Origin of the sequence: Aquabacterium sp., from assembly GCF_044226965.1 — a bacterium.
Lineage (GTDB): Bacteria > Pseudomonadota > Gammaproteobacteria > Burkholderiales > Burkholderiaceae_C > Pseudaquabacterium.
In genome coordinates, this window is the sequence record NZ_JBGAGA010000003.1 from 1 (window position 1) to 23441 (window position 23441).

Here is a 23441-nt window from a genome sequence, read left to right on the forward strand (position 1 = left end):
CACCGTGCCCAGGCCGTTGAGCAGCGCATGCCAGGTGTCGCCGCGCGGGCCCTTGGTCTCGCCCTGCGCCGGCAGGCCCGGCGAGATGCCCAGCACCTGGCTGGTGAGCGGCGTGTTGCGGCGCATCGAGAGCTCGGCGCCCACGCTGATGCCGGCGATGTTCTTGGCCAGGCTCACACCGAACAGGTCGATGTGGTCCGCGTAGATCAGGGTATAGCGGCTGGCATTGCCGGGCGCCGCCGCGGTGATGAAGGTCTGCGGCATCTTGTCCGCGAAGTTGCGGTAGTAGAAGCCCAGCGTGCCGTCCAGCCAGTTCGGGCTCCAGCGCGCGGCCAGGCCCCATTCGCCGCGCTGCTTCGGCTCGGCCGCCGGCGTGCGGCTGGCAAAGCCCAGCGCGGCCGACAGGAACTGCCGGTCCGGCCCGTTGAATGCGAAGTCCACCGGGCCGAGGTAGGTGCCGCCCTCGGGGTAGCGGAAGGATTCCCACTCCAGCAGGTACTGCGCGGCGAGCGACAAGGTCTCGGTCACCTGCGACTGCAGCGACAGCTGGTTCAGCGGCCGGAACAGCTCCTTGGCCTCGGTGCCCGGCGTGGCAAAGCCCTTCTGCAGGTCGAGCGGGTTCTGCGCGTAGGCAATGCTGTGCAGGTTGCCGCCCAGCAGCAGCGATTCGCCCCAGTACACCGTGTGCCGGCCGAGCTTCAGGTTCACCGGCACTTCGCCCAGGTCGACCGCGCCGAAGACGAAGGCATCCAGGATCTCGCCGGTGCCGCCGCGGTACAGGCGCCTGGTGGTGCTGCTGTACTGCTTGCCGACGTAGCTGGGGATGTTGGTCAGCGGCGCATTCGGGTTGCTGTGGCTCGCGCCGCTGTACGCGCCGTCGTACCAGGCGGTGGCGCTGACGCGCAGGCCATGCCGCTTGTTGTAGACCAGGTCCAGCTCGCTCAGCAGGTCCACCCGCTGCGCCACGGCATCGCCCTTGTCGAAGCTGTAGGTGCCTTCATCGGCCAATGCGGAATTGCCGATCTTCGGATCGCGCTGCTCCACGCGCTGCGCGTAGTTCAGGCGCAGGCTGTTGTCCCAGCGCAGCGTCAGGTCGGGCCGGCCGAGGTCGATCTCGAAGGCCTGGGCCGTGCCGCCGGCCAGAATTGCCGATCTTCGGATCGCGCTGCTCCACGCGCTGCGCGTAGTTCAGGCGCAGGCTGTTGTCCCAGCGCAGCGTCAGGTCGGGCCGGCCGAGGTCGATCTCGAAGGCCTGGGCCGTGCCGCCGGCCAACACGGTGCAGGCGGCCAGCGCCAGCGCGTGCATGCGGCCGGTGTGAAGGGAAGAAGGGGTCGGGCGCATCGTGTCTCCAGAGTGTTGTGCTCGGCCCTCGGGCGCGGTGTGCGGGGGCTGTGCGAGAAATTCTGGAAGTCGGCCCCCGGCCCTCCCCCCCTCTTGACGGGGGGCCAAGACCCCCTCCCCACCGCCCCGGTCGCTTGACACAGCGCAAGCCCGGGCCGCAGGCTCGCACCCACACTGCCCGCCAAATCCCGACCCCCAGGAGAACCCTGATGTACGACTGCATCCTCGTGCCGCTGGACGGCAGCCCCACCGCGCAGCGCGGCTTTGCCGAGGCGCAGACGCTGGCGAAGAAGCTGGGCGCCGCGCTGCGGCTGCTGTATGTGGTGGACGCGCAGATGCTGGTGACGCAGGTGGGCGCCTACGTGCCGATCGAAGGCCTGCTGACCGACTGGCAGGCCGCCGGCGAGAAGCTGATGGCCGAGGCGGTGGCCGAGGCCCGTGCCGCCGGCCTGCAGGCCGACAGCGTGGTGCGCTGCGAGGTGGGCCAGCGCGTCAGCGACGCGATCCGCCGGCCTGCAGGCCGACAGCGTGGTGCGCTGCGAGGTGGGCCAGCGCGTCAGCGACGCGATCCTGCAGGAAGCCAAGGCCTGCGGCGCGCGCCTGATCGTGATGGGCACGCACGGCCGCCGCGGCCTGCGCCGCATGGCGCTGGGCAGCGATGCCGAGCAGGTGCTGCGCGAAAGCCCGGTGCCAGTGCTGCTGGTGCGCAACCCGGACGCGAAGGATTGATCCGCCCTCCACCCGCCGCGCGATGAACCCGCCGCCGCGCTGGCGCGAGCAGCCGCTGCCGGCGCTGCTGGCCGCGCTGCACGCCGCGCCCGAAGGCCTGGCGCAGCGCGTGGCCACGCAGCGCCTGCGCCGCGTGGGGCTGAACCGCATCGCCCCGCCGCACGTGCCACCGTTCTGGCGCCGGCTGCTGGCGCGGCTGATCGACCCGCTGGTGCTGGTGCTGCTGGCGGCCTCGCTGGTCTCGGCGCTGACCGGCGATGTGATCAGCTTCGGCGTGGTGGCGCTGGTGGTGGCGATGAGCGTCACGCTCGACCTGGTGCAGGAAGGCCATGCCGGCCGCGCGGTGCAGGCGCTGCAGGGCCGGGTGGACCTGCGCGTGGAGGTGTGGCGCGACGGCCGCGCCCAGCGCCTGAGCGCGCAACGCCTGGTGCCGGGCGACGTGGTGGACCTGAGTGCCGGCAAGCTGGTGCCGGCCGACGGCCGGCTGCTGCAGGCGCACGATTTCTTCGTCAACGAATCGGCGCTCACCGGCGAGGCCTACCCGGTGGAAAAGCATGCCGCGGCCAGCGGCGACGAGGCCTGCCTGCGCCAGGGCAGCTCGGTGGTCAGCGGCTCGGCGCGGCTGCTGGTGTGCGCCACCGGCGTGCGCACCGAATTCGGCCAGCTGGCCGCGCGCCTGGCAGAGACGCCACCGCCCACGGCCTTCGAGCGCGGCACGCGCCGATTCGGCCTGATGCTGACCCGCGCCACCTTGGCGCTGGTGCTGGTGGTGCTGCTGGTGAACCTGGCCGCGCACCGGCCGCTGCAGGAATCGCTGCTGTTCGCGCTGGCGCTGGCGGTGGGCCTGACGCCCGAGCTGCTGCCGATGATCCTCTCGGTCACGCTGGCCCGTGGCGCGGTGCGCCTGGCGCGCGAGCAGGTCATCGCCAAGCGCCCGTCGGCGCTGCTGGACCTGGCCGCGATGGACATCCTGTGCACCGACAAGACCGGCACCCTGACCGAAGCGCGCATGCAGGTGGACGGCGTGTTCGACCCGCAGGGCGCGCCCAGCGACCGCGTGTTCCGCCTGGCCTGGCTGAACAGCCATTTCGAGACCGGCCTGAAGAGCCCGCTGGACGACGCCATCCTGGCGCACGGCCAGCCCGCGCCGGACGGCTGGCAGAAGATCGACGAGGTGCCGTTCGACTTCGAGCGCCGCTGCGTCTCGGTGCTGCTGCAGGGACCGGACGGCGCGCGCCTGCTGGTGGCCAAGGGCGCGCCGGAAGACGTGTTGCGCCGCTGCCAGGCGCACGACACGCCGGCCGGTCCGCAACCTTTGGACGAGCCCGCGCGCGCGGCCATCCTGCAGCGCTTCGAGGCCTGCGGCGCGCACGGCCTGCGGCTGATCGCGGTGGCCAGCCGGCAGGTCGAGCCCACGGTGCAGCATGTCTCGCCCGCGGACGAGCGCGACCTGGTCTTCGCCGGCTTCGTGGCCTTCACCGACCCGCCCAAGCCCGGCGCGGCCGAGGCGCTGCGGCGGCTGATCGCGCTGGGCATCACGCCCAAGGTCATCACCGGTGATAACGAACAAGTGACGCGGCATCTGTGCGCACAGCTGAAGCTGCCGGTGCAGGGCGTGCTGAACGGCCCCGAGATCGCCGCGATGGACGACCGCGCGCTGCGCGCCGCCGCGGCGCAGACCACGCTGTTCTGCCGCGTGACGCCCGAGCAGAAGAACCGCGTCGTGCGCGCGCTGCGCGCCGACGGGCACGTGGTGGGCTACCTGGGCGACGGCATCAACGACGCGCCGCCGCTGCATTCGGCCGACGTGGGCCTGTCGGTCGACTCGGCGGTGGACGTGGCGCGCGAGGCCGCGCACCTGGTGCTGATGCGCCACGAGCTGGGCGTGCTGGCCGACGGCGTGGTGGAAGGCCGGCGCACCGCGGCCAACGTCGACAAGTACCTGAAGATGGCCACGAGTTCCAACTTCGGCAACATGGCCAGCATGGCCGCGGCCGCGCTGTTCCTGCCCTTCCTGCCGATGCGGCCGCTGCAGATATTGCTGAACAACTTCCTCTACGACCTCTCGGAGCTGGCCATTCCCACCGACCGCGTGGCCGAGGCCGAGCTGCAGCAGCCGCGCCGCTGGGACGTGGCCGCCATCACCCGCTTCATGCTGTGCTTCGGCCCCTTGAGCTCGCTGTTCGACCTGCTGGCCTTCGGCTGGCTGTACGCCGTGCTGCACGTCAGCGCCGCCGAATTCCAGACCGCCTGGTTCGTGCAGTCGCTGGCCACGCAGGTGCTGGTGATCTTCGTCATCCGCACCGCGCAGCCCGCCTGGCGCGACCACCCCTCGCCGGCCCTGGCGCTGGGCAGCCTGGCGGTCGTGGCGCTGGCCTGCGCGCTGCCCTGGCTGCCGGCTTTAGGCCTGCTGGGCTTCGTGCCGCTGAGCGGCGCGGTGGCCGGCGGCGCGCTGGTGCTGACGCTGGGCTACCTGCTCAGCGCCGAGCTGGCCAAGCACGCGTTGCGGCGCTTCGTGGCCGGGCGATGAGGCGCCTGCGCGCCTGGGCCCGCGTTCAGCCCCGCACCGCGCTGGCCACCGTGCGGCGCAGCAGGCCCAGGTCGACCGGCTTGACGATGTAGGCCGCAAAGCCCAGCTCGGCCGCTGCCGCACGGTCGGCCGGCAGCGCCTGCGCGGTGAGCGCGATGCAGGGGATGCCGGCCAGCGCGGGGTCGGCCCGCATCCATTCGCGCAGCAGCAGGCCGCTGGCGCCAGGCAACTGCAGGTCGGTCAGCACCAGGTCCACGGTCTCCTCGCGCAGCAGCCGCAGCGCGCCTTCGGCATCGACCGCATGGCGCACCTGGTGGCCGTCCAGCGCCAGGGCCTGCTCCAGCATCAGCCCGTTGGCGGGCTGGTCCTCCACGCACAGCACGCGCAGGCCGCGCGGCAGCGGGCCCGGCTCGGCGTGCGCTGGCACGGCGCCGGCGCCCATCGGGCCCACCGCGCCGACCGCACCGACAGGCGATGCGGCTGGCAGCGTGAACCAGAAGCGGCTGCCAACGCCCGGCGTGCTCTCGAAACCGATGCTGCCGCCCATGGCCTCGACCAGCCGCCGCGTGATGGTGAGCCCGATGCCGGTGCCCGGAATGCCGGAGTGGCCCTGCCCCAGCCGGTTGAAAGGCTCGAACACCTGCGCCTGGTAGGCAGGGGCTATGCCCACGCCGGTGTCCTGCACGCGCAGCCGCCAGTGGGCGCCCTCGGCCCCGGCGCTCACCTGCACCTGGCCGCCGTCGCGGTTGTACTTGACGGCATTGCTCAGCAGGTTGATCAGCACCTGGCGCAGCCGCAGCGGATCGGCCACCACCCAGGCGGCCGCGGGCAGCGGCAGGCCGCCGATGACGACGCCCTTGCGCTGCGCCTCGGCCTGCACCATCGAGCTGGCCTGGGCCAGCGCGGCATCCAGCGCCACCGGCTGCGGACGCGGCGCGGCGCCGGCCGCGTCGATGCGCGAGAGGTCCAGCACGTCGTCGATCATCGCCAGCAGGTGCCAGCCCGCCTGCTGGATGTGCTGCAGCTGCTCGCGCTGGCGCTCACGACTGTCGACGCCCAGCGTGGCTTCCAGCACCTGGGCGAAGCCGAGGATGGCGTTCAGCGGCGTACGCAGCTCATGGCTCATGCGCGAAAGGAACTCGCTCTTGGCGCGGCTGTCGGCCTCGATACGCGCCGCCTCCTCGCGCAGGCGCTGCATCTCGAGCTCGCCACTGATGTCGCGCAGCGCCAGCACCGTGGCGCCTTCCCCGTCGGCCAGCCGCACCGGCGCGCGGTGCTGCTCGGCGCGCAGGCGGCGGCCGTCCAGCGTCCTCACCGTGGCCTGCGTGCCCGCGGGCTCGACGAAGTCCTGGATCAGCCGGCCCTCCACCTGGCGGGGCTCGGCGGCGCCCAGCAGCTGCGCGCCGGCCGCGTTCAGGCGCAGGATGCGGCCATCGGCGCCCAGCAGTCCCAGCAGCGCGGGCGAGGCATCGAGCATCGAGCGCTCCAGCGCCTCGCCGGCGCGGATGCGCTGCAGCTGCTCGAGCAGGCCCTCGCGCAGCGCGCCGATCAGCGCCGTGGGCACCACCGACAGCAGCACCGGCAGCAGCGTCAGCAGCGCGCCCGAGGTGCCATCGCTGGCGCCCGGCATCAGGCCGTAGGCGAGCATCGCGTTCAACACCGCCGAGGCCAGCAGCGCCGCCACCGCCGCGACGACGAAGCCGCCGATCAGCGCCGTGGCCACCAGCGCCACCGTGACATAGGCGAAGGCATGCGGCAACCACAGCGGCCCGGCCACGCAAAAGGCCAGCGCCACCGACAGCGCGGCCAGGCTGGCCAGCGAGAACCGGCCCTCGAAGCGCGGACCGCGCGCCAGCACCCACAGCCCCAGCGGCAGCGTGGTGACCACGCCGAAGAAGGTGCTGACCAGCCACGACAGCCACAGGTGCCCGACCGAAGGGCCCAGCGCCGTGCCCAGCAGCACCGGCACCGTCAGCGTGGCCAGCGTCGCGCCGGCCAGCGCCGGCAGCACGCCGGCCAGCGCCAGCGCGCGGGCCAGCGCCAAGGGATCGAGCACCGCCTGCGCCGGCTGCACCCAGCGATCGATCAGCCAGGCCGACAGCGCAATCTGCAGCAGGTTGGCCGGCACGAAGGACAGCGCCACGCGCCAGGGGTCGCCATAGCTCAGGTTGGCCAGCGGGATCGTGGCGGCGAAGGCCAGCAGCAGCCAGCGCCGGCGCGCCCGGGGCTGCAGCAGCAGCCAGACGCTGGCAAAGCCGTCGGGCAGCCACATCGTCGAGATGTCGTTGGGCAGCCGCGACAGATGGACGCAGCCTAGCGCCAGCAGGTAGTACGCGGCCGGTCCGGCCAGCAGCGCGATCGCCTGCCCCATCGGCCAGGCGGGGCCGCCGGCGGACGCGGCGCCGACGGCGCTGCCCGGGCGGGGCGCCGGCTCCGGGCGTGGGGAGAGTGGCGGTTCGGCGGTCACAAGGCAGCGGCGCGGTGGGACTCGGCTCATTGTGCGCTGCTGCCGCGCCGGACGGGAAGCGCCGGCGCCGCGGCCCCGGTCCGCGTGGCCGCGCCGATCACGCGTTATTCGCCAGTCGAACTCTTCGCCAGTGACCGCGTCGTGTTCGATTCCGCTTCGACCGCCCGGTCGAAGCGGTCGAGCCCGATGGCATTGAGCACGCGCTTGTAGTGCGCCACCACCGTTGGGTCCAGCGCCGCGAGCTGCCGGCACACGGCCATCGACGCCTCGTCCAGCTGGTCCAGCGGCACGGCCCGATGCACCAGGCCCCACTCGACGGCCTGCCGGGCACCGAAGACCTCGCCCAGCAGCATCAGGGCCTTGGCCCGCGCCAGCCCGGCGGCCGCCGGCAAGGTGGCGACCAGGCCACCGGTCACGAACACGCCGATCGATGCCTCGGGCAGCTTGAACCGCGCATCGTCCGCGGCCAGCACCACATCGGCGTCCATCGCCCACTCGAAGCCCGCGCCCACGGTCCAGCCATGCACCGCCGCCACCACCGGCTGCGGGCTGCGCACGATGGCCACGGCCACGGCCTGCACCAACTCGAGGTCGCGCTCGGTGGGCGGCGCGCTGATGTCGCGGCCGGCGCAGAAGGCCCGGCCGTTGCCGCGCAGGCGGATCACGCGGACATCGGGGTCGGCGGCGGCGGCCTGCAGGGCTTCCAGCAAGGCAGCGGCCAGGGGGTTGTCGAGCGCGTTGAGCTTGGCGGGCCGGTTCAGCGTCAGCGTCAGGACGCCGGCGTCGAGGCTCGAGAGCAGGGTGGGGTCGGGCATGGGGGCAGCGTAGCAGGATGCAGCCGTGGCCCTGTCTGCCAGGCGATGCGCGCGGGCGGAAGAGGCCGCGACCTGCCATCGGCTCGCCAATCGGCAGCGGGTGACCACCCTCAACGCCACCGGCGTCGTGTTGCGACCCTGAGGCGACATCAACCCCCTGTGAGCGGGCGCCGAGTAGCGGCCCTTCGCCTCGAGTTCCCGGTCGGCGTTCGGCCTGTCGCATGATTGCGTCCTCGTCCTTGCACACTCGGCCCATGCACGGTCCGCCCATCGTCCGCTACTGCACCACCGCCGACGGCGTGCGCATCGCCTTCGAGCAGGTGGGTCACGGGCCGCCGATCGTCAAGTCGGCGAACTGGATGTCGCATCTCGACGAGGATCGCGACAGCCCCCTCTGGCGCCACTGGCTGAAGCTGCTGTCCGACGGCCGGCAGCTCACGCGCTTCGATGGCCGTGGCTTCGGTCTGTCCGAGCGCGAGCCGCCGGTGCTGAGCTTCGAGGGACTGGTGGGCGACCTGGCGGCGGTGGTCGATGCGGCCGGCCTGTCTCGCCTTCCCATCCTCGGCTTCTGCCACGGCGGCCCACTGGCCATCGCCTACGCGGCGCGTCATCCCGACCGCGTCAGCGCGCTGGTTCTGTGCGGCACCTACGCGCAGGGCCGGGCGGTGCGCAATCCGACCCCGCAGGACGCCGCCGAGCGCCAGCTGCTGCTGAACCTCATCGAGCTGGGCTGGGGGCAGGACAGCCCGGCCTACCGGCAGGTGTTCGCCACACGCGCGATGCCCGAGGCCCCGGCCGAGGCGCTGGCCTCGTACTGCGCGATCCAGCGCGCTTCGGCCACGCCGGACCAGGCCCAGCGCCTGACGCGGCTCTTCTGGGATATCGACGTCAGCAACCTGCTCGGCCAGTTGCGCTGCCCGGTGCTGGTGCTGCACGCGCGGCGCGACGATCTGGTGCCGTTCTCGCAGGGGCAGTTGCTGGCCCAGCGCATTGATGGTGCCCGCTTCGTGCCGCTGGACAGCGCCAATCACGACCTGCAGGCCGACGAGCCCGCCTGGCCGGTTCTGGTCGACGCCGTGCAGACCTTCCTGGCCGAGCACGGCGGGCTGCCCGCCCCGCGCGACGGTCGCGACCTCGCGGCGCTCACGCCGCGCGAGCGCGAGGTGCTCGAACAGATCGCCCGCGGCCTCGACAACGAGGAGATCGCGGCCGCGCTCTTCATGAGCGAGAAGACGGTGCGCAACCACGTGAGCGCGATCTTCGCCAAGCTCGACGTCACGAGCCGTGGCCGCCTGATCGTCTGGGCACGCGACGCCGGCCTGGGACGCCAGCCTCCGGGCTGAGGTCACCGCGCAGCGGCGGCCCGGCCGCGTGAGCCGGCCGGGACAACTGTCCTGGTCTCAGCCCTGCAGATCAGGGCGCCTGCCTCATGGCAGGCCCGGCGAATTTCCCTGTAATGGCGACCCAGCGCGACACCCGTCGTGCCCCACGCCCACCCCAGGAGATGCCGATGACCCCCGACAAGATCGCGCTCGTGCAATCGAGCTTCGCCCGCCTCGCGCCGCAGGCCGACGCCGTGGCGCGGGCCTTCTACGGCCGCATGTTCGCCATCGACCCGGCGCTGCGCCTGCCGTTCCCGGCCGACCTCGGCGGCCAGCGCGCCAAGCGGATGCAGATGCTCGCCGCCGCCGTGCAGGGACTGTGCGACGTGCGGTCCGAGCACTGCGCCACCGTCGGCCAGGCGCAGATGGACACGCTGCGCAGCGGGCTGGGCGCCGACTTCACGCCGCCGCCCGCGCGACTGGCCGCCTGATCTCCCGCCAACGCTTCGAACCGGAGACCCCATGCTCTTCATCGTCCAGGCCCTCGACCGGCCCGACAGCCAGGCCCTGCGCACGCAGGCCCGCGTACCGCACCTCGAATTCGTCGCCGGCCACACCGCGGTCTTCCGCTTTGGCGGCCCGCTGCTCGGCGCCGATGGCCGCCCGGTGGGCAGCCTGATGATCCTCGATCTGCCGGACCGCGTGGCGCTGGAGGCCCACCTCGAGGCCGACCCCTTCTTCGGCAGCGGCCTGTTCCAGACCGTGCAGGTCTGGCAGAGCGTCCAGGTCGTGCCCGAAGCCACGCCCGGCGCGCTGCGCGCCGAACTCGACGCGCAGCGGCGGAACGCCGCAGCCGCCTGACGTGTGCCGTCACCCAACCTTCCTCGTCCTTCCGTCCCCCCAGGAGACCCTCATGAAACTCGTTCGTCTCTCCATCGCCGCATCCCTGTCCCTGGTCGGCGCCACCCAAGCCCAGACCTGCTCGGGGGCGACAACAGGCTGTCGTTCCCGTTCTTCATCAACCAGCCCGGCAGCCACTCGCTCGCCGGCCACATCGTCGTGCCGGCCGGGCTGACCGGCATCGTGCTTCACCACGCTCGCCGATGCGCGACGGTGCGTGTCACTGCTTGTCGGGCTGCGGTTTGACCGTGCGGTCATGGCCAGTGCGCTCGTCACCTGCGCAGAGTCCACCCTCTGGATCCGCAAGGTGAGACGACTCACAGGCAACGCCGAAAGCCGACGCTGGCGAGCGGCGGCTCGTGGCCCGCAACGGCCACTGGTCGACCCCATCGCGACCGACTGCGACCCGTTTCCTCCTGCGTAGGGACCGCTGCGGCAACGGGTGCGAATCCACAATTCCCTGCGTTGGCAAAGCGGCGAATGGCGAGCCGAGCGAAGAAGAAAGGCTACAGACAATCCGTCTTGCCCCGGACCCCGCCCCTCGCCGCCACTCCCGCCACAAATCCTCCAAACGCCGCCAGCAGCGGCGCGCCGTCAAACCCCGGCCCCTCGAGCATTGCCAGCGCCTGCACCGTCGCCTCCAGCGTCGACACCTGGTCGGCGCGCCTGGCCGCTCTGATGGCGCGATAGCAGGTCGGTGCCGGCGCCGCCAGGCTCAGCCTGGGCAGCGCCGCCAGCGCCGGGTGCTCCAGCAGCATGCGCAGGCTCTTGCGCCAGGTGGCGTCGATCACCACCAGCCGCACCGGCAGGTCCCAAGAGATGGCCGGGACCGCCGGCGCCGGCGCGGCCGGCACCTCGGGGTACAGCAGCCGCGTGTGCCGCCCAGGGCGGTGCAGCAGCGCCTGCAAGGCCTCAGGCGCGAAGCGTTCGCCCACCACCACCTCGCAGCGGGCCAGCGAGAGGCGCAGCAGCGTCACGCTGTTCTTGGCCTGGCGCTGTTCCTGCGGATGCTGCAGCACCAGCACCTCGGTGCGGTGGGCCGTGGGCCGCGCCAGCGCGCACAGGCAGGTGGCCTGCGGGCGCAGGCAGCGCGCGCAGGTGGCGCGGGCGGTGGGGCATGGGCTGTCGCTCACGCGGGCATCGTCGCATGCCGGCGCTCGCGCAGAATGCGCCAACCCCCACCTCGCACACCGACACCCATGCAGAACCGCCTTTCGCGCGCCGACGTTCCTGTCGAAACCACCTGGGACCTGAGCGACCTGTTCGCCGACGATGCCGCGTGGGACGTCGAGTTCCAGGGCGTGGACGCCGCGCGCGAGGCGCTGGCCGGCTACCAGGGCCGCTTGGGCGAGCGCGCGGCGACGCTGCTGGCCTGCCTGAACGCGGTGGAATCGGTGCAGGCGCGGCTGATGCGCGTGGGCAGCTTCGCGCACCTGCGCAATGCGCAGGACGGCACGAACCCGCAGCACCAGGCGGCAGTGGCCCGGGTGGCCGCGCTGCAGGCGCGGGTGGCGGCGGCCACCAGTTTCGTCGACGCCGAGATCCTGGCCTTCCCGGAGGGCCTGTTGCAGCAGTTCATCGCCGCCGAGCCGGGGCTGGCCGACTTCAACACCTACCTCGGCGACCTGCTGGCGCTGCGCCCGCACCGGCTGGGCGCCGAGGCCGAGCGCGTGCTGGCCTCGCTGGGCGAGGTGCTGAACGCGCCGTACATGATCTACAACCGCTCCAAGGCCAGCGACCTGCAGTTCGCGCCCTTCACCGACGCGGCCGGCACGGTGTACGCCAATTCGGTCAACGGCTTCGAATCGAACTACGAAGGCCATGCCGACACCAGCGTGCGGCGCCATGCCTGGGCCTCGTTCAGCGCCGGGCTGAAGGCCTACAACCAGACCTATGCCGCCACCTTCGCGACCGAGGTCAGCAAGAACGTCACGCTGGCGCGGCTGCGCCAGTACCCCAGCACCGAGGCCTTCCTGCTGCAGCCGCACAAGATTCCGCAGGCCGTCTACACCAACATCCTGGACATCATCCAGGCTGGCCTGGCAGCCCACATGCAGCGTTATGCCCGGCTGCGCCGCCGCGTGCTGGGGCTGGACAAGCTGCTGTACTGCGACATCAAGGCGCCGCTGGACCCCGAGTTCAATCCGCACATGACCTACGAGGACGGCTGCGCGCTGATCCTCGAGGCGCTGGCGGTGATGGGGCCTGAGTACGTGGACTTCGCGCGCACCGCGATGCAGCAGCGCTGGGTGGACCGGGCCGACAACATCGGCAAGTCCTCGGGCGCGTTCTGCGCGTCGCCCTACGGCGTGCACCCGTACATCCTGATCACCTGGTCGAACACCATGCGCAACGTGTTCACGCTGGCGCACGAGCTGGGCCATGGCGGGCACTTCGGGCTGGCGATGCAGCACCAGCGCTTCGTCAACACCCGGCCGGCGATGCCCTTCGTCGAGGCGCCGTCGATCATGAACGAGATGCTGCTGGCGCAGCACATCCTGGCGCGCAGCCAGGAAACGCGGCTGCGGCGCTCGGTGATCATGCAGGTACTGGGCACCTACCACCACAACTTTGTCACCCACCTGCTCGAAGCCGAACTGCAGCGCCAGGTGTACGCGCTGGCCGAAGGCGGCGGCTCGATCACCGCGGCGGTGCTGAACGAGCGCAAGGGCCGCATCCTGGAAAAGTTCTGGGGCGACACGGTGGAGATCGACGACGGCGCGCGCATGACCTGGATGCGCCAGCCGCACTACTACATGGGGCTGTACCCCTACACCTATTCGGTGGGCCTGGTGGCCTCCACCGCGATGTCGCTGCGGGTGCAGCAGGAAGGCCAGGCCGCCGTGCAGCGCTGGCTGCAGGTGCTGAAGGCCGGCGGCACGCGCACGCCGCTGGAACTGATGCAGCTGGCCGGCATCGACATGGCCTCGCCGCAGCCCATCCACGACGCGGTGGCCTACGTGGGCCGGCTGATCGACGAGCTGGAGCAGTCCTTCGATTGAGGGTCGCGAGACGATGCGCCTGCCCCGCCGTTTCGACAATGCGCTGATGCGTGCGCCCGAGGCGGGCAGCACCGCGGTCGATGCGGCGCTGCTCGGCACGCTGCGTACCTGGTGCGAAGCGGGCGCCGGGCCGCGGATGACCGAGCCGCTGCGCGTGGCCGGCCTCGTGTCGCGCACCGGCCTGGTGGCCGCGCTGGATGCAGTGGCCTGCGAACTGGACGGCAGCCACGCACTGGCCCGGCTTGGCCGCTGGCGCGGACGGCTGTGGCGGCTGCAACTCCTGGCGCAGGAGCTGGTGGCCGGGCGCGACATCCAGCCCGCCAGCCCCTGGGACTGCGGTTGGTGGCGCGAAGGACCGCCGGGCCCGGCGGCGGCGTTCTCGCCGCGCCGGCCCACGCTGCTGATGCTGCACGAGCCGGACGCTGCTGCGCTGGCGGCACTGCTGGCCATGCTGCGCGCGCGCAGCCCGGGCTATGCGCGGCCGCTGCGGGTGCTGGTGGTGTCGGCCGCCTTGCCGATCGATCTGCCGCGTCTTTAGCGCGCTAGCGTCGCACCATCTCGATCAACCGGCCCAGCACCTGGCCGGTGTGCAGGCCGTCGTGCTCGAACTCGTTGGTGATCCACGGCCGCAGGCCGCGGATCTGGCGCGCCGTCTGCTCCGAGAACGCGCGCGGCACGTACATGTCGTCGACATAGATCGCCGCGGCACAGGGCACCTCGTTGGCGGCGAGCACCGCGGGGTCGTACAGCGGGCCCCAGGGACGCTGGGCCAGCAGGTGCGCGGCTTCGCGGAACGGGGCCAGGCCGGCGAACTCGTCGAACATCCACGGAAACACGTGCTCGCCGGTCAGCAGCGTGGGGTCTTCGGCCCAGGCGGCCGGCATCACCCGCTGCGCCGACCAGGCGCTGGCCTGGCCGTTGGCATAGCAGGCCTCGTGGATCACCGCGTACAGCGGGTTGCGCGTGAAGGGTGAAGCGCTTTCCACGTCGTGCAGGAAGGCGGGGCTGCCGGGCGGCAGTTCCAGCAGGTGGTGCAGTTTCTCCGAGCCGGTGCCCATGCCCAGCAGCAGGCCCAGCTGGCGCAGGCGCTGCGGCGTCAGGCGGTCGCCGCCGGGCAGGCGCACATCGTCGGCCGCCAGCCGGGCCACCAGTTGGCGCAGGCGCTCGCGGTCCTGCGGATAACGTTCATAGTGCGCGGCCGTCTTCTGCTGCAGGCTGCGGTAGGTGTCGCGGTACACCTCGTCGATGCCGGCCTGCAGCGGCGGCAGCCCGCCGGTGATGAAGGCTTCGCGCAGCGAGCCCGGAAACATCGACAGGTAGCTCACCGTGCAGAAGCCGCCGAAGCTCTGGCCCAGCACCGACCAGCGATCGATGCCCAGCGCCTGGCGGAAGCACTCGGCGTCGCGCACGATGGCGTCGGCGCGGAACAGCGCCAGCCGCTCGGCCAGCGCGGCCGGCGCCAGCGCGCGCGCATCGTCCGGGCCCACCGGGGTGGAACGGCCCATGCCGCGCTGGTCGAGCAGCAGCACGCGGTAGTCGGCCAGCGCGCGCCGCAGCCAGGCCGGCGAATCGGCCGAGGTGGGCCGCGGCCCTTCGAAGCCCGGCCCGCCCTGCAGGTACAGCAGCCAGGGCAGCGCGGCATCGGCCTTCTCGGCCAGCACCACGGCACGGGCGAAGACCTCGATGCGCTCGCCCTCCGGCCGCGCATGGTCCAGCGGCACTTGCAGCGTGTGTTCGGTGACCCGCAGGCCGGGTGGGCGGTAGGTGATCGATTGCATCGGGGTGCTCCGGCACGGGCGCTTGATTCAGGCGGCGGGCGGTTCCCAGTCGCCCAGCACATCCGCCGCGCGCGGCTTGTCCAGCCCGCGCTGCGGGCTGCGCACCGGGGTGCCGATGGCGACCCAGCCGACCAGGGTTTCGCCGGCGCGGCAGAAGGCCTGCTGCACGGCCGGGTGCCGCACCTTGTTGCCCGACAGCATCTTGCCGGCGTAACCCATGAAGTGCGCGGCATTGAGCAGGTTGGTCAGCGCGCCGCCCAGGCAGGCCCATTGCTCGTGCACCGGCACCTGCGGGTGGCCGGTGTCCAGGCGCGCGATCACCGCGATGGTCACCGGCGCCCGCTGCGCCCGCTCGGCGTCCAGCGCGGCGCCGGCCTCGTCCTTGCCGGCATCGCGCGCGGCCTGGGCGAACAGCGTGGCCAGGCGCTCGCGCGCCGCGCCCTGCACGACGGCAAAGCGGAACGGCACCAGCCCGCCGTGGTCGGGCGCGCGCAGCGCGGCATCGGCCATCAGGCGCAGCTGCGCGGCATCGGGCCCCGGCTCGGCCAGGTGCTTGATGCCGACCGACTGGCGCGACAGCAGCAGCGCCAGCAGCGCGGGGCCTTCAGGGGAATGGCCGCTCATTTTGTCTGCAAGCGCCGGAGTTCGTCCGGCGTGTTGGCGTTGAAGAAAGCCTCGGCCTCGTCGAACAGCACCTCCACGCAGCGCTGCTGGCCGCACCAGCGGTCGATCTTGCGCTGGCCGCCGTGGATGAAGGCGCCCAGGCTTTCGACCAGCTCGGCCTTCATCAGGCAGAACACCGGGTGGCGCTGCACCTCGCCATCGGCCTCGCGCGTGGCGGCGATGGCCACCTCGGCATCGGCTTCCAGCAGCGCGCGGGCCAGGCGCTCGACCAGGTCGGTGGGGAACTGCGGCGTGTCGCAGGGCACGGTGACGAGGTACGGCGTCTCGCAGTGCTCCAGCCCGGCCAGGAAGCCGGCCAGCGGGCCGGGGTAGTCGGCGTTGGCGTCGGGCCACACCGGCACGCCCATCGCCTCGTAGGCGCCGAGGTTGCGGTTGGCATTGATCATCGTGCGGCCCACCTGCGGCTGCAGCCGCAGCAGTGCGTGCAGCGCCAGCGGCAGGCCCTGGTGGTTCTGCAGGCCCTTGTCGACGCCGCCCATGCGGCTGCCGCGGCCGCCGGCCAGCACCAGGCCGGTGATCTGCTGGGGGTCGATATTCATGGCGTCATTCGATCATGTCGAAGGCCTGCGTCTCCACCTGCACGAAGGCGCGGGTGAAGCCGGCCACCGCGTGCCAGACCTCGGCGCGCGGATGGGCCTGCACCGTGTCGCACAGGCGCTCGACCCAGGGCTGCAGGTGGGCGCGGAAGAAGCGCTGCTGCTGCGCCAGGTTGCACACCGCGGCATCGTCGCCGGCGATCAGGTAGCGCATCACCTCGCAGCCGTAGGCGATGTGGTCCTCGGTCTCGCTGCTGCCGGCGTCGCGCGTCAGGGCCAGCGCGGCCAGGTCCTCGCGCAGCTGGGCCAGCGGGCGTTCGTTCAGGAAGCCCGCCAGGTAGAACGAGCCGTACAGGAACACCTCGGGCTTGCCGACGCCCTGGAACAGCGCGTCGTACTCGGCCGCGGCGCGCGCGGCATCGGTGGCGCGCAGCGCGGCGACCAGCGCGCCCCACGGCGCCTCCAGGTGCGCGCCGGCCTCGGGCGCTTCGGTGATGGCCACCTTGAACTGCTGCAGCAGCGCGTCATCGGGCGGCGCGACCCACAGCCGGGCCAGCAGGCCGTAGAGCTCGGCGCGGGCCAGTTCCTCGCTGTCGTCCGGCGCGGCGAAATGCAGGGCTTGGGGCTGGCTCATAGGTCGGTGATGCGCACTTCGTTCGGGTGGCTGTGCAGGTCGATCACGCGGCAGTCGCTGCACATCTTCAAGCGCTCCGCAGCGGCGCCCTGGAACGCGGCATGGCCGCTCAGTTTGGCGACCATGTTCTCGATCGCGCGCAGCGTGCCGAAGGGCTTGCCGCAGCGCACGCAGGCAAAGGGCTCGGCCTCGTGCAGCACGCGCGCGGCCTTGCGCGCCCTGCCCTCGTCGGCCAGCCACAGCCGCGGCTGCAGCGTGATGGCGTGCTCGGGGCAGGTGCTGGCGCACAGGCCGCACTGCACGCAGTTCTTCTCGATGAACTTCAGCTGCGGCCGCTCGGGGTTGTCGGCCAGTGCCGAGGCCGGGCAGGCGCCGACGCAGGCCAGGCACAGCGTGCAGGCCTGGGTGTCGATGGCCAGCGTGCCGAACGGCGCGCCAGGGGCTGGCAGCGCAATCGATTCAGGCCGCTGCGGCGCCTGCGCCAGCAGGTGTTCGAGCGCGATGTCCAGCGTGCCGCGCTTGTCGGCCAGCGCGTTGAAGCTGGCCGGCACGCGCACCGTCTGCGCCGGCGGCGCCTGCAGCGCGGCGTCCAGCGCCGCCAGGTCGCGCGCGTCGCGCACGTCGAGCAGGCGGAAATGCTCGCCGGCAAAGCCCAGCCCGCTGACGATGGCCTGGGCCTGCGCCAGCTGCTCGGCCAGCATCTGGCGGTACTCGGGCGCCTCCTCGTCGGTGAGCAGCAGCCACACCTGCGCAGCACCTTGCGCAACAGCGGCCAGCCACAGCTCGAGGCCGGTGCTGGCGGTGTGCCATTGCGCCAGCGGCAGCACGCGGGCGGGCACGCCGTGCAGCGACGCATCGATGCGCGCGGCCCGGCCCAGCTCATGCAGCCAGCGGGTGCCGGCGCCCTGGCTGTGCAGCAGCAGCGCGGCATCGCGCCCGCCGGCGCGCGCGTAGGCGGTGAGCGCGCTGCGCCAGCGCTGGCCCTGGTCCACCGGGCCGGGGTAGGCAAAGCTCAGGGCGCCGCTCGGGCACACGGTGCTGCAGGCGCCGCAGCCCACGCACAGGTGCGGCTCGACGACGATGCCGGCCTTGGCGTCAGCGGACGCGCCGCGGGCCTTGCCCGTGACCTTGCCCTTGAGCGAAGCGTCGCTGCGGATGGCGCGGGCCGAGCACACGTCGATGCAGGCATGGCAGCCCACCTGCTGGTTGCGGCTGTGCGCGCACAGCTGCGGCTTGTACTGGAAGAACTTCGGCTTCTCGAACTCGCCGCTCAGCTCGCGCAGCTGCAGCACCGCGTCGATCAGCTGCCGCTCATCCTGGCCGCTATGGAAATAGCCTTGCGGCGGCTGGTGCTGCGGGAATGCCGGCTGCGCGCGCAGGTCCAGCACCAGGTCGAAGCGGTCGCTGTTGCGTTGCGGGCCGCGGTTGAAGTCGATCGCGCCGGCCGCGTCGCAGGCCTGCACGCAGGCGCGGTGCGCGCGGCAGCGGCCGAGGTCGACCTGGTACGAGAAGTCGATCGCACCCTCGGGGCAGGCGGCGATGCAGGCATTGCAGCGGGTGCACAGCTCCAGGTCGATCGGGTTGCCGCTGTCCCATTCGGCCTCGAAGGCGCCGAGCCAGCCGCTCAAGGCGCGCAGGCGGCCGGCATGGACCAGGTGCTCGCGCTCGGGCGGCAGCGCGCCGCCGGCGGGCTCGACGAGCTGCACCACGTCCAGCCGCTCGGCCAGCATCGCGGCGGCACGGGCGCCGGCCTCGGCCGGGCCGATCACCAGCACGCGGCCACCGGAGCGGTAGGTGACGGTGGCCACCGGCGCGGGGTCGGGCCGCTGCGCGGCGGCGATCAGCGCGGCCATCTTCGGCATGGCCTGCTTCGCGTCGCGCGACCAGCCGCCGGTCTCGCGCAGGTTGACGAAGCGGATCGGCTGCTCGGCCAGCGGCGGCGCGCCCTCGGTCTGCTCGGCCAGTTCGGTGAACAGGCGCGCTTCCTGGGTGCAGGCCACCAGCAGTTCGTCGCCGGACTTCAGCGCGCGCTGGAACTCGGCCGCCTCGCGCCGGCACAGCAGCGTGTAGGGGGTGTCCAGGCCCTCAGCTTGCGCGCCGGGCGTCTGGCTCAGCGCGCGGCTCAGGGCCGGGCGGTCCAGCGGCATGGTGCGGTTGCAGTCGCAGACGAGCGTCTTCATCGGTGGGCAGCGGCTCGGGAACGGCCGGGGCAGGAACGTCGGTGGTGGCCTCGGGGGCCGGGGTCTCGGTGATCAGGCCGAGGAACTGGCGCTGCACCATGCTGGCCAGCGCGGCCATCGGCAGCGGGTCGGGCTTGCCGTAGTCGTCGATGTAGGTGTCCAGCCCGTCCATCACGTTGAACTGCGGATCGGCGAACAGCTTCTTCAGCGCGGCGTTGCGGACCCCGGCGTCGACGCCGGGGGCGACGAAACGGCTGACCTCGTCGCCGGGGCGCAGCGCGGCCACGTCGGCCAGCGTGGGCAGGGGTTCGGGCGCGGGTTCGGACGCAGCGTTGTCAGGCTCGGCGGCTGGCGCCCCCTGAGCGGGCTGGATGGGCGCCGGCACCGGTTGCGGCGCTGCGATGACCGTGGGCGGCGGAGGCGGCTCGGCCGGCAGCGCCGCGCCCTCGCGCGCGCGCGCCTTGCGCTGCGACCAGCGCGAGAGAAAGCCGTCGCCTTCGCTCATCCGCGCCGCTCCGGCGACTGGAACGAGGCCGGACGCCGGCGCTGCTTGGGCTCGGGCCGGTAGTGCGCCTCGGTGTAGGCCTGCAGCCAGTGCCGCACGTCGGCCGGCAGCGGCAGGTTGTCGACCCGCTCCTGCGCGTCCAGCAGGCGGCCGGCTTCGTTGTACGACAGGGTGACCAGCTCGGGCCAGGCGCGGGAGGGGTCTTCATCGTCGACGCGCCACATCACGAACCACACCGGCGCACCTGAACTGAGGTTGAGGTAGTAGCCCTCTCCCTCGTCGGCATGCAGCGTCACCTCGAAGCCGGGAAACAGCGTCTGCGTGCGCTGCGCGTCGTGATGCAGCACCCGCGGCTCGGTGCCGAACTCGCCGGTGTCGGCCAGCACCTCGCTGAGCACGAAGCGCCACTCCTCCCAGGCGTTGGGCTGGTGCTGGCGCTCGATGACGACCGCCACGCGCAGGCTGGGCTGTTCCGCGGACAACATGACGTTTCAGTCTAGCCCCCAGGACCGCGACAAGCTGTCGCTCAGGGTTTGTCCGGGGCCAGCTCGTGGCGCAGCACCACGGTGAATACCGCGCCGGCCACGCCGTCGCGGCGGTTGGCCGCGCGGATGTCACCGCCATAGCGTTCCACCAGGCTGCGGCTGATCCACAGGCCCAGGCCGGTGCCATCGGGCTTGCGGGTGACGAAGGGCCGGAACAGCTCGGCCACCAGGTCCTCGGGCAGGCCGGCGCCGGTGTCGGCAACCTCGATCTCGACGCGGGCCTGCGCGCCGCTGCCCTGGTCGCGCGTGGCGAGCCGCAGCTGGCCACCCTCGGGCATGGCGTGGATGGCGTTGACCAGCAGGTTCACCAGCACCTGCTGCAGCTCCTGCCGGTTGACGGCCACGCTGCGCGTGGCCGCGTAGTCGCGCTCGAGCACGATGCGCGAGCGCGCCAGCAGGTGGCCGGTGAGCACCAGGCAATCCTCCAGCGTGCGCGCGGGGTCGACGTTGTCGACATAGCCCGCATATTCGGTGGGGCGGGCGAACTGCAGCAGCTGCGTGACGATGAGGCGCATGCGCTCGATCTGCGCGTCGATCAGGGTCAGCTCAGGCAGCACGCGCTGCGCGTCGGCGCCCAGCAGCTCGCGTGCGAGGTCGAGGTTGCCCTGGATCACCGCGATCGGGTTGTTCACCTCGTGCGCGATGCTGGCGGTGAGCTGGCCCACCGCGGCCATCTTCTCGCTGCGCAGCAGCTGCTGCTGCGCGGCCTCGAGCGCGCGGGTGCGCTCGGCCACCTTGGCGTCGAGCTCGCTATTCCAGCGCTGCAGCTCGCGGGTGTTGGCATCGATGGTGTCGAGCAGGTGGTCGAGGTGCCCGGCCAGCGCGCCGATCTCGTCGCCGCTGGCCACCGGGCCGACGCGGGCGTCCAGCGCACCGGCCTCGACGCGGCGCATCGTCAGCGCCATCTGCTCCAGCGGCTGGAAGATGCCGCGCGCCCAGCGCAGCGCGGCCCAGGCGCTGAGCAGCATCACCGCGAAGAACACCAGGCCGATGCCGGCCAGCACGCCGTACTTCAGCCACGCGAACGGGCGCTCGAGGTAGCCGACGTAGAGCATGCCGATCGGCCGGCCTTCGGCATCGTGCAGCGGCTCGTAGGCTGACACGTACCAGTCGTCGACGACGAAGGCGCGGTCCAGCCAGGTGTCGCCATGCACCAGCACCGCTTCGCGCACGGCCTGCGAGACGCGGGTGCCGATCGCGCGCTCCTCGCCATTGATGCCGAACAGGCGCACGTTGGTGGAGATGCGGACGTCGTCGAGGAACAGCGTGGCGGTGCCGCGGCTGCCGAAGGGCAGGCTGCCTTCGGGGTAGACGATCAGGTTGATGTGGTCGATGAAGGGCAGGTTGCGGTTCAGCAGCAGCCCGGCCTGCAGCTGGGCGATCGGCCGGCCGGCATCGTCGACCACCGGGGCGCCGGCGCGCAGCACCATCGCGCGGTCCTCGTGCGTGCGCGCGGTCGGCTGCGCATTGCGGGTGGGCACCAGCGGCACGCTGATGCGCTCGCGCAGCGTGGGCGCCAGCAGGCCCTGCTCGGCCGGCGCCAGCACCGCGACGCTGGCGCCGCTGCGATCCATATCATCCGAATGACGCGGCAGCGGGGCCGCGTCCGGCGCCACGTCGAAATCGGCCTGCAGCAGCGTGCCGTCCGGCGCACGCAGGTGGATGAAATCCAGCGCCTCGCGCTGCTTGAATTCGCGCAGCAGGGCCTGCAGGCCCGGCGGCGGCGCCTGGCCGGGCTGCCAGCCGGCCAGGGCGCGCTGCAGCGCATGCGACTCGGCCACCGCCCGCGTGCTGGCCGCCACTTCGTTGAGCACGCGCTCGAAGTAGCCATGCGCCACCGCCAGGTCGGCGCGCACCTTGGTGATCAGCATGCGGTCCAGCGCGACGTTGGCCCACAGCAGCAGGATCAGCCCCAGCAGCGGCAGCACCCCCAGCAGCGGCAGCAGCGCCAGCGCCAGCAGCTTGCGGCGGATGGGCCATTGCGCGAAGCGCAGGCTCAGCTGGCGGCGGACCATTCGAGCACGCGGCGCTCCAGCGTGCGCCGCGAGATACCCAGCAGCTGCGCCGCGCGGGTCTTGTCGCCGCCCACGCTGTCGAGCACGGCCAGGATGTGCTGCTTCTCCAGCGTGTGCAGGTCGGTGGTGGCCGGCAGGCCGGCCGGGGCGCGCAGGCCGGCCGGGCGTCCGGCGCTCTGGTGCGACAGGCCCTGGTACAGCGCCGAGACGTTCAGCGCGCCGAGGATCAGCGAGCGTTCGATCAGGTTGCGCAGCTCGCGCACGTTGCCGGGCCAGTCGTACTGCTGCAGGTAGCCCATCTCCTCGGGCGTGACCTCGATCGGCGGCACGCCCAGCTGCGGCGCCAGCGTGGAGATGAAGTGCGCCACCAGCTCGGGGATGTCCTCCTTGTGCGCGCGCAGCGGCGGCAGGTTGATCTCCAGCACCTGCAGCCGGTAGTACAGGTCGTCGCGGAAGCGCCCGGCCGCCACCTCGTCGGCCAGCCGGCGGTGCGTGGCTGCGACGATGCGCACGTCGACCGGAATCTCCTGCTCGCCGCCGAGCGGGCGGATGCGGCGGTCTTCCAGCACGCGCAGCAAGGTGGCCTGCAGCGGCAGCGGCAGCTCGCCGATCTCGTCCAGGAACAGCGTGCCGCCCTGGGCGTAGACGAACAGGCCGTCGCGGCCCTTGCGGCCGCCGGACTCGCCGCCCTGGGCCAGTCCGAACAGCTCGGCCTCCATCAGCTCGGGCGACAGGCTGGCACAGCTGACGGGCACGAAGGGCCCTGCGGCGCGCGGGCCGTGGTGGTGCAGCGCCTGCGCGACCAGTTCCTTGCCGGTGCCCGATTCGCCGCTGAGCAGCACGGTGGACGGCGCGCCGGCCACGCGCTGGATCGCCGCCTGCAGGCCCTTGACGACGATCGAGTGGCCGACCAGCCCGTCGTTGCCGGTCTGCTGCTGCGACAGCGTGCGCCGCAGCACCCAGTTCTCGCGCTTGAGCAGCGCCCGCTCCAGGCCATGCTTCAGCGCGTTGAGGATCTGCGTCAGCCGGAAGGGCTTGAGGATGAAGTCGCTGGCGCCGGCGCGCAGCGCCTCGATGGCGGTCTCGAGGTCGGCGAAGGCGGTGATCAGCACCACTTCGCAGGCCATGCCGCGCTCGCGCAGCTCGCGCAACCAGGCAATGCCGCTCTTGCCCGGCAGCGCGATGTCCAGCACCACCAGGTCGAAGCGGTGGCGGCGCAGCAGCTCGCCGGCTTCCTCGGCCGTGCCGGCGCCCAGCACGCGGCCCACCCGCGGCGCCAGGGTCTTCTCGAGGAAGTTGCGCATGCCGGGCTCGTCGTCCACCACCAGCACGGTGGCCAGCGGCCAGCGCTCGGCGCCGTGGCCGGCGGCATCGGCGGGCGCTTCGGAAAGGTCGGCGCGGGAAGGCGGGTGGGCGGCCATCGGGGGGGCAGTGTGCGGGGCGTTGCGCGACAAAGT

At 72.4% G+C, this 23441-nt stretch carries 21 protein-coding genes and 1 pseudogene; 8 read left to right on the forward strand and 14 right to left on the reverse strand.

Going from position 1 to position 23441, the window contains the following annotated elements; all coding sequences use genetic code 11:
• Together ACILR4_RS01925 and ACILR4_RS01930 are read right to left on the reverse strand one after the other, a co-directional pair.
• The coding region (locus ACILR4_RS01925; RefSeq protein WP_395699129.1) for a DUF1302 domain-containing protein at window positions 1-1044 on the reverse strand (1044 nt) is incomplete at its 3' end.
• On the reverse strand, window positions 998-1342 hold the full coding sequence (locus tag ACILR4_RS01930) for a DUF1302 family protein (protein ID WP_395699130.1): 345 nt from the start codon (window positions 1340-1342) through the stop codon (window positions 998-1000). The genes ACILR4_RS01930 and ACILR4_RS01925, both read right to left, overlap by 47 nt.
• 209 nt (window positions 1343-1551) lie before the next feature.
• Between ACILR4_RS01930 and ACILR4_RS01935 the strand changes: the two are divergent.
• The 3 genes and pseudogenes from ACILR4_RS01935 to mgtA form a co-directional block, all read left to right on the forward strand.
• Window positions 1552-1716 (forward strand): annotated as a pseudogene (locus ACILR4_RS01935) (universal stress protein); the annotation flags it as partial.
• A gap of 154 nt (window positions 1717-1870) precedes the next feature.
• Entirely contained in the window at window positions 1871-2071 is a 201-nt protein-coding gene (locus ACILR4_RS01940; protein WP_395699131.1) for a universal stress protein, read from the forward strand.
• A gap of 22 nt (window positions 2072-2093) precedes the next feature.
• A complete protein-coding gene (gene mgtA / locus ACILR4_RS01945; RefSeq protein ID WP_395699132.1) occupies window positions 2094-4601 on the forward strand; it encodes a magnesium-translocating P-type ATPase in 2508 nt (835 codons plus the stop codon).
• A 25-nt stretch (window positions 4602-4626) separates the two neighbouring features.
• Here the strand turns inward: mgtA and ACILR4_RS01950 are convergent, their stop codons facing one another.
• Both ACILR4_RS01950 and ACILR4_RS01955 read right to left on the reverse strand, forming a co-directional pair.
• On the reverse strand, window positions 4627-6972 hold the full coding sequence (locus tag ACILR4_RS01950; RefSeq protein ID WP_395699133.1) for an ATP-binding protein: 2346 nt from the start codon (window positions 6970-6972) through the stop codon (window positions 4627-4629).
• A 200-nt stretch (window positions 6973-7172) separates the two neighbouring features.
• Window positions 7173-7883 (reverse strand): enoyl-CoA hydratase/isomerase family protein, encoded by a 711-nt coding sequence (locus tag ACILR4_RS01955; protein ID WP_395699134.1) that lies wholly within the window; start codon window positions 7881-7883, stop codon window positions 7173-7175.
• Window positions 7884-8137: 254 nt separating this feature from the next.
• On the opposite strand from ACILR4_RS01955, the gene ACILR4_RS01960 reads away from it, so the two are divergent.
• The 3 genes from ACILR4_RS01960 (at window position 8138) to ACILR4_RS01970 (ending at window position 10066) form a co-directional block, all read left to right on the forward strand.
• Complete coding sequence (locus tag ACILR4_RS01960) at window positions 8138-9226, forward strand: alpha/beta fold hydrolase (RefSeq protein ID WP_395699135.1); 1089 nt, start codon at window positions 8138-8140, stop codon at window positions 9224-9226.
• A 167-nt stretch (window positions 9227-9393) separates the two neighbouring features.
• A complete protein-coding gene (locus tag ACILR4_RS01965) occupies window positions 9394-9696 on the forward strand; it encodes a hypothetical protein (RefSeq protein ID WP_395699136.1) in 303 nt (100 codons plus the stop codon).
• 31 nt (window positions 9697-9727) lie between these two features.
• Entirely contained in the window at window positions 9728-10066 is a 339-nt protein-coding gene (locus ACILR4_RS01970) for a YciI family protein (protein ID WP_395699137.1), read from the forward strand.
• Between the two features lie 545 nt (window positions 10067-10611).
• Here the strand turns inward: ACILR4_RS01970 and ACILR4_RS01975 are convergent.
• Complete coding sequence (locus ACILR4_RS01975; RefSeq protein WP_395699138.1) at window positions 10612-11238, reverse strand: tRNA-uridine aminocarboxypropyltransferase; 627 nt, start codon at window positions 11236-11238, stop codon at window positions 10612-10614.
• 66 nt (window positions 11239-11304) lie between these two features.
• Here ACILR4_RS01975 and pepF point away from each other — a divergent pair, with 66 nt between their 5' ends.
• Together pepF and ACILR4_RS01985 are read left to right on the forward strand one after the other, a co-directional pair.
• Window positions 11305-13107 carry an oligoendopeptidase F gene (gene pepF / locus ACILR4_RS01980; protein WP_395699139.1) on the forward strand — a complete coding sequence of 601 codons (1803 nt, stop codon included), beginning with the start codon at window positions 11305-11307 and terminating at the stop codon, window positions 13105-13107.
• A 13-nt stretch (window positions 13108-13120) separates the two neighbouring features.
• Window positions 13121-13645, forward strand: coding sequence for a hypothetical protein (locus tag ACILR4_RS01985; protein ID WP_395699140.1), 525 nt, complete (start codon window positions 13121-13123; stop codon window positions 13643-13645).
• 4 nt (window positions 13646-13649) lie between these two features.
• Here the strand turns inward: ACILR4_RS01985 and ACILR4_RS01990 are convergent, their stop codons facing one another.
• The 9 genes from ACILR4_RS01990 to ACILR4_RS02030 are packed head-to-tail and all read right to left on the reverse strand — an operon-like array spanning window position 13650 to window position 23405.
• Window positions 13650-14885, reverse strand: a complete 1236-nt coding sequence (locus tag ACILR4_RS01990) for an alpha/beta fold hydrolase (protein ID WP_395699141.1) — start codon at window positions 14883-14885, stop codon at window positions 13650-13652.
• Window positions 14886-14912: 27 nt separating this feature from the next.
• Window positions 14913-15509, reverse strand: coding sequence for a nitroreductase (locus ACILR4_RS01995; RefSeq protein WP_395699142.1), 597 nt, complete (start codon window positions 15507-15509; stop codon window positions 14913-14915).
• A complete protein-coding gene (gene mobA, locus ACILR4_RS02000; protein WP_395699143.1) occupies window positions 15506-16108 on the reverse strand; it encodes a molybdenum cofactor guanylyltransferase MobA in 603 nt (200 codons plus the stop codon). Before mobA ends, ACILR4_RS01995 begins: the two co-directional genes overlap by 4 nt.
• A 4-nt stretch (window positions 16109-16112) precedes the next feature.
• Window positions 16113-16739: a molecular chaperone gene (locus tag ACILR4_RS02005; RefSeq protein ID WP_395699144.1), complete on the reverse strand. Its 627-nt coding sequence runs from the start codon at window positions 16737-16739 to the stop codon at window positions 16113-16115.
• Complete coding sequence (locus tag ACILR4_RS02010) at window positions 16736-18919, reverse strand: 4Fe-4S dicluster domain-containing protein (protein ID WP_395699145.1); 2184 nt, start codon at window positions 18917-18919, stop codon at window positions 16736-16738. Before ACILR4_RS02010 ends, ACILR4_RS02005 begins: the two co-directional genes overlap by 4 nt.
• Window positions 18825-19424 carry a DUF3306 domain-containing protein gene (locus tag ACILR4_RS02015; protein WP_395699146.1) on the reverse strand — a complete coding sequence of 200 codons (600 nt, stop codon included), beginning with the start codon at window positions 19422-19424 and terminating at the stop codon, window positions 18825-18827. Before ACILR4_RS02015 ends, ACILR4_RS02010 begins: the two co-directional genes overlap by 95 nt.
• Entirely contained in the window at window positions 19421-19909 is a 489-nt protein-coding gene (locus tag ACILR4_RS02020) for a DUF3305 domain-containing protein (RefSeq protein WP_395699147.1), read from the reverse strand. Before ACILR4_RS02020 ends, ACILR4_RS02015 begins: the two co-directional genes overlap by 4 nt.
• A gap of 41 nt (window positions 19910-19950) precedes the next feature.
• Window positions 19951-21984 (reverse strand): cache domain-containing protein, encoded by a 2034-nt coding sequence (locus ACILR4_RS02025; RefSeq protein ID WP_395699148.1) that lies wholly within the window; start codon window positions 21982-21984, stop codon window positions 19951-19953.
• Complete coding sequence (locus ACILR4_RS02030; protein ID WP_395699149.1) at window positions 21966-23405, reverse strand: sigma-54-dependent transcriptional regulator; 1440 nt, start codon at window positions 23403-23405, stop codon at window positions 21966-21968. The genes ACILR4_RS02025 and ACILR4_RS02030 overlap by 19 nt, the downstream gene beginning before the upstream one ends.
• Between the last annotated feature and the right edge of the window lie 36 nt (window positions 23406-23441).